Source organism: Yoonia sp., assembly GCF_042093035.1.
Taxonomy (GTDB): Bacteria; Pseudomonadota; Alphaproteobacteria; order Rhodobacterales; family Rhodobacteraceae; genus Yoonia.
Genome location: NZ_JBELFI010000156.1, coordinates 1 through 4518, shown reverse-complemented (window position 1 = coordinate 4518; position 4518 = coordinate 1). Strand labels below are relative to the sequence as shown.

At 54.1% G+C, this 4518-nt stretch carries 4 protein-coding genes; 1 reads left to right on the top strand and 3 read right to left on the bottom strand.

Annotated features, from left to right (window positions below; genetic code table 11):
- Both ACFDSS_RS13675 and ACFDSS_RS13670 read right to left on the bottom strand, forming a co-directional pair.
- Window positions 1-376, bottom strand: a 376-nt coding sequence (locus tag ACFDSS_RS13675) for a tripartite tricarboxylate transporter TctB family protein (protein ID WP_375256279.1), incomplete at its 3' end; no start/stop codon positions are given.
- Window positions 373-1902 (bottom strand): tripartite tricarboxylate transporter permease, encoded by a 1530-nt coding sequence (locus ACFDSS_RS13670; protein ID WP_375256278.1) that lies wholly within the window; start codon window positions 1900-1902, stop codon window positions 373-375. The genes ACFDSS_RS13670 and ACFDSS_RS13675, both read right to left, overlap by 4 nt.
- A gap of 100 nt (window positions 1903-2002) precedes the next feature.
- Here ACFDSS_RS13670 and ACFDSS_RS13665 point away from each other — a divergent pair, with 100 nt between their 5' ends.
- Complete coding sequence (locus tag ACFDSS_RS13665; RefSeq protein WP_375256277.1) at window positions 2003-3040, top strand: substrate-binding domain-containing protein; 1038 nt, start codon at window positions 2003-2005, stop codon at window positions 3038-3040.
- 383 nt (window positions 3041-3423) lie between these two features.
- On the opposite strand, the gene ACFDSS_RS13660 is transcribed toward ACFDSS_RS13665, so the two are convergent.
- On the bottom strand, window positions 3424-4518 hold a 1095-nt coding region (locus ACFDSS_RS13660; RefSeq protein ID WP_375256276.1), incomplete at its 5' end, for a class II D-tagatose-bisphosphate aldolase non-catalytic subunit.

The following is a 4518-nucleotide window of genomic DNA, read 5'->3' as shown; positions in this document are numbered from 1 at the left end:
GCCGTTTGCCCCAGCTTTTCATTTCTGAATGCGGGGCCGGATCGTAAAGTGAAAGCAAGATAAAGAAGGCAATTGCGGTGGCGGTATAAAAGCCAAGCGCCTTGGCCGCCCAATAGACGTAGATGATCGCAACGATCAATCCGGGCAGCATGTTGCGCATTGCATCATAGCTGATCCCGTTACCGACTTTGGTGCGGCCCAAGATGGCCTTCACAAAGGTCCAAATCGCCAGAACAGCGAAGACCGATGAAATCAGGCGCGGAAAGATGAAGGCATCCGCAGGTTCCTGCGTAAAGCTGATGTAGGCGATACTGACACCAACCGCAGCGATCAGGCCGGATGCAACGATGTGCTGATTGCGGGGCAGATCGGTCATGACAGCGCCTCTTCTTTTGCGACGGCATCGTCTTTGGTGGTGTAACGGCGCGCCATGATTTCCATCCAGACTGAATAGGCGATTGAAGCAACCACGATCAGGATCAACAGCCAGTTCAGCCAGCCGGTAAAGAAATAAGTGCCGGTGCCGACAGTGGCATTTGCGATCATCGAACCTTGGATAAAGTTCGCCTCTGCAATGGGTCCAAGAATAAGGCCGAGAACCAAGGGTGCAGCCGAAAAACCGAAGCGTTCAAGGAAATACATACCCAGACCCAGCGTTGCCATGACATAGACATCGCCCATGGAATTCTGAACCGAATAGCTTCCAAAGACTGCCAAACCCAGAACGATTGCTGCCATCACAGCATGAGGAACCCGCGCGACACTCGCCGCCAATCCAGCGATGTAGAGGCCAAAGATACACATCAACAGCTGCCCTATCAGCATGGAGTCGATAAACGTCCACGCCACTTGCGGATAATTCATGAAGAGGTCGGGCCCAGGGAAAATACCATGGATCAGCAGCCCCCCCAGCAGAACTGCAGCCGTCGGAGAACCGGGAATAGAAAGCGTCAGAAGCGGCACCAAGGATGGGCCGACCATGGCGTTGTTGGCACTCTCTGCCGCGATCACACCCTCGCTGTGGCCAGTCCCGAACTTCTCGCTTTCCTTGCTGAACTTCTTGGACTGATCATAGGCGACAAGGCCGGCAATCTGTCCGCCAACACCGGGGATCAGGCCAATGATAGACCCTGTCACTGTCCCGATCGCGAGTGCTGTCTTGCGCTTGAAAACCTCAACAAATGCCAGGCGGATAGGGTGTTTCTTCACACTGATGATCTCTGCATCGTCGCTACGGCGGCCTTTGGTGAACATCGTGATGACTTGCGGGATCGCGAAAAGCCCGATCAGCGCTGGGATCACATTGATCCCGCCACTGACAGCAGGGTGAAAGATGAACCGCTGCGCACCCATGATGTCATCAAAGCCAATTGTGGCCAGCCATAGGCCGATACAGCCGGACAAAAGGCCTTTGACCACCGAGCTGGAATCCAAAGTGCCAATGACAGTCACGCCAAGGATGGCCAGCCAGAACAGATGTGACGGGCCAAATGCCAGAGCCCACTGGGCCAAGACTGGCGTCAGAAAGATCAGAAGGAAAACACCAAAAAGGCCACCGATAGCCGACGCAATAAACGACAGCTGCAAGGCCTTCGCCCCATCGCCTTTGGTTGCCATGGTGTGACCGTCCAGCGTGGTCGCAATATTGGCTGGTGCGCCGGGGATCTTTAGCAAAATGGCACTGACTGCCCCGCCAGCAACAGTCGAGGTATAGGCAGCACCCAACAGAATCAGGCCCTGCTGCGGCTCAAGCTGGAATGTGAACGGAATGAGCAATGCCACGGCCATTGTCGGCGATAGCCCCGGTGTTGCCCCCAAAATCAGACCACCGATGGTGCCAAGCAACAGCAGCCCGAAGTTTATCGGGGTGAACACGTCGCCCATGTAGTACAGAAATTCCATCTGGCCCAAAATCCTCCCAAACTTTGGCTTGACCATTTACGCTAAGCGATGAAAATAGTTTTGCAAATGTTTTCATAAAAATGCTGAAATGGCGGTTTAAATGACTGAAAGTAAATCGAAAAAGGCAGATATTTTCACAGTCTCTAAGGCGGCGCGTGTATCTCCTTCTACGGTGTCACGCTATTTCAACCATCCAGAACTTTTGAAGCCAGCCACCCGCAAAAGGATCGATTCCGCAGTGCGCAAGACGGGTTATATCCGAAACCGGGCCGCGCAGACCATCCATGGGATCAGGTCAGGAACCATTGGTGTTCTTGTTCCAACACTGGATCACGCAATTTTTGCCGAGGTCGTGCAAGCATTCTCGGATACGGTGTCTGCCAATGGCTTTACCATTCTGCTGGCCTCGCATGGGTATGACCTGCAACGCGAGTACGCCATCTTGCGAAAATTTCTTGAGCACCGCGTTGATGGCGTCATTCTGACTGGGTTGGACCATGACGAGGCTGTGTTTCAACTATTAGATAGCCAAGAGATCCCCTGCGTGTTGATGTGGAATTATTCCGCAACATCACGCTACCCCTCGATTGGTGCAGACAATAAGCAAGCGGGAAGATTGATTGCACAGCATGTGCTGGAATTAGGGCACCGACGCGTTGCTTGTATGTTTCCACCGACACACGGCAACGACCGCGCGCTGGCACGGCGTGAAATCGTACTCACCACCTTGCGTGCGGCCGGTATTGAGATTCCCAAAGAATGGATGCTGGAAACCGTCTATAGCATTTCTGAATCAAAGCAGGATACGAAGCGGCTGTTTTTGCAAAAGGATCGGCCGACAGCACTCATCTGCGGCAACGATATTCTTGCGACCGGAGCACTTTACGGGGCAACGGCGAGCGGACTCACCGTGCCGGACGATGTCTCGATTGTAGGCATCGGTGATTTCAAGGGATCTTCAGAGATTGAACCTGCATTGACAACAGTCCGGCTCCCGGCGCGGCGCATCGGGCAAGAGGCCGGGGATGCGATAGTGTCGGCGATCATTGATCCAGCAGCGGGCAAGGCGAGAAGTCTGAATTGCGCGCCAGAGTTTGTTGAGCGGCGGTCAAGTGCGGCTGTGAAGTGGAGTGGCTGACTGGTCGGTCTCTTCAGTGAGGCTGTGTCATAGTAGACGAGTGATGATAGCTAGTGTCGTTGGATTGCCCCAATTGGAAAGCAGAGAAATTGCCCGATTGCGGACATTAGCTGCAACGCAGCAATTTGATAGTTTGGGCTCTTCAGTAGCATTCGCCGCGCCAGTAATGAACGGCTGTTCTTTCCAAGAACCGCCTTTCGTTGCGGTGCGCATGAACTGGTAAGATGCAGAACCAAGCTGACCTTCACTGAAATCGCACCAATGGCTGATTTCTGTTGCGCGACCTCGCAGAATGTTGGTTCGTTGTGGTTAAGTCCTGATGAATGATTGGCAGTGTGAGCCTCTCTCACGTTTTTCATTTGAGAACGTTGATGCGACCAGTTTCAAGAATAACCGGCGGCCTCAAAGTAGCGGTTGACGCATCTGTTAATGTGGTCTTCCAGCAACGTGCTGGCGTTCGTCGGGATTTCGCCGAACTCAAGGCCCAAAAAGGATTGCGACACCAGCGTTTCGGGCAAGGATTGCGCTGAAAGGTTGCTGAACAGCTTTGACAAAGCGGCAGATACAGCGGCGTCCGCCCAGTAATAGCGAATGCGGTCGCTGTAGCTGTAGATGCGCAGGCGGGCGACGTCGGCGTCTGACCCGCTGTAGTAGTATTGCCAATTGTTTGGCGCATCAATCATGCATTGGGTCATGACTTCGCGGACATTGGAGGGGTTATCAATGTCCATGTGGGCTTCGATCTCTGCGAGCGCCCAGACAGCTTCGCGGAAGCGAAAGGTCAATTCGGGGCCGACTTTTAGGAAAAAGAAGTGATTTTGGACAAGGGACACCAGCGCGGTTGTCGGCTGGTAATCTGACGAGTGTGCCTCGAACGTCAGGCCGTCCTGCTTAAGAATTGCGGCGCTCAGTGGGGCTGCCTTCTCAGGCACGAAAGGATAAATTGACGTGTGCCCGAAATCGACACCGGGCTGCGTGACAACAGAGACGATCCGCGTCCACGCATCTTCCAGACCGCGCGCCTTGAACGCGGCGTAGTGGGTCTCAATCGTGTCGTGGAATCGGTCAACAGACGTCACATCTAACGCATCTGGTTCATCAGTTTCACCACCAGGGATCGGAACTTCGGTACCGATGATATAGATTAATTCGCTTGGGTCAGGCGCATATTGCTCGGCCACGACACACAGGTCGGCGGCACGTTCGGCGATCTGCACGAACGTAGGGTTTGGCTCGCCGCCGCAGGCCATGCTCGTATCGAGGTGAATTTTCTTGAACCCTGCCTGCACGTAGGTTTTGACCAACTCGCGGGCCTTTTCCATCGCCACATCGAGAGACTCATTCTTCCAGACGTTGGGACCAAGGTGATCGCCACCAAGGATCAGTTGATCCATCGGCACACCAGCGTCCTCCGCCATCCCGCTGAGCCATGCCATGAAATCCGCCGCGGTCATTCCGGTATAGCCGCCGTCTTGGTT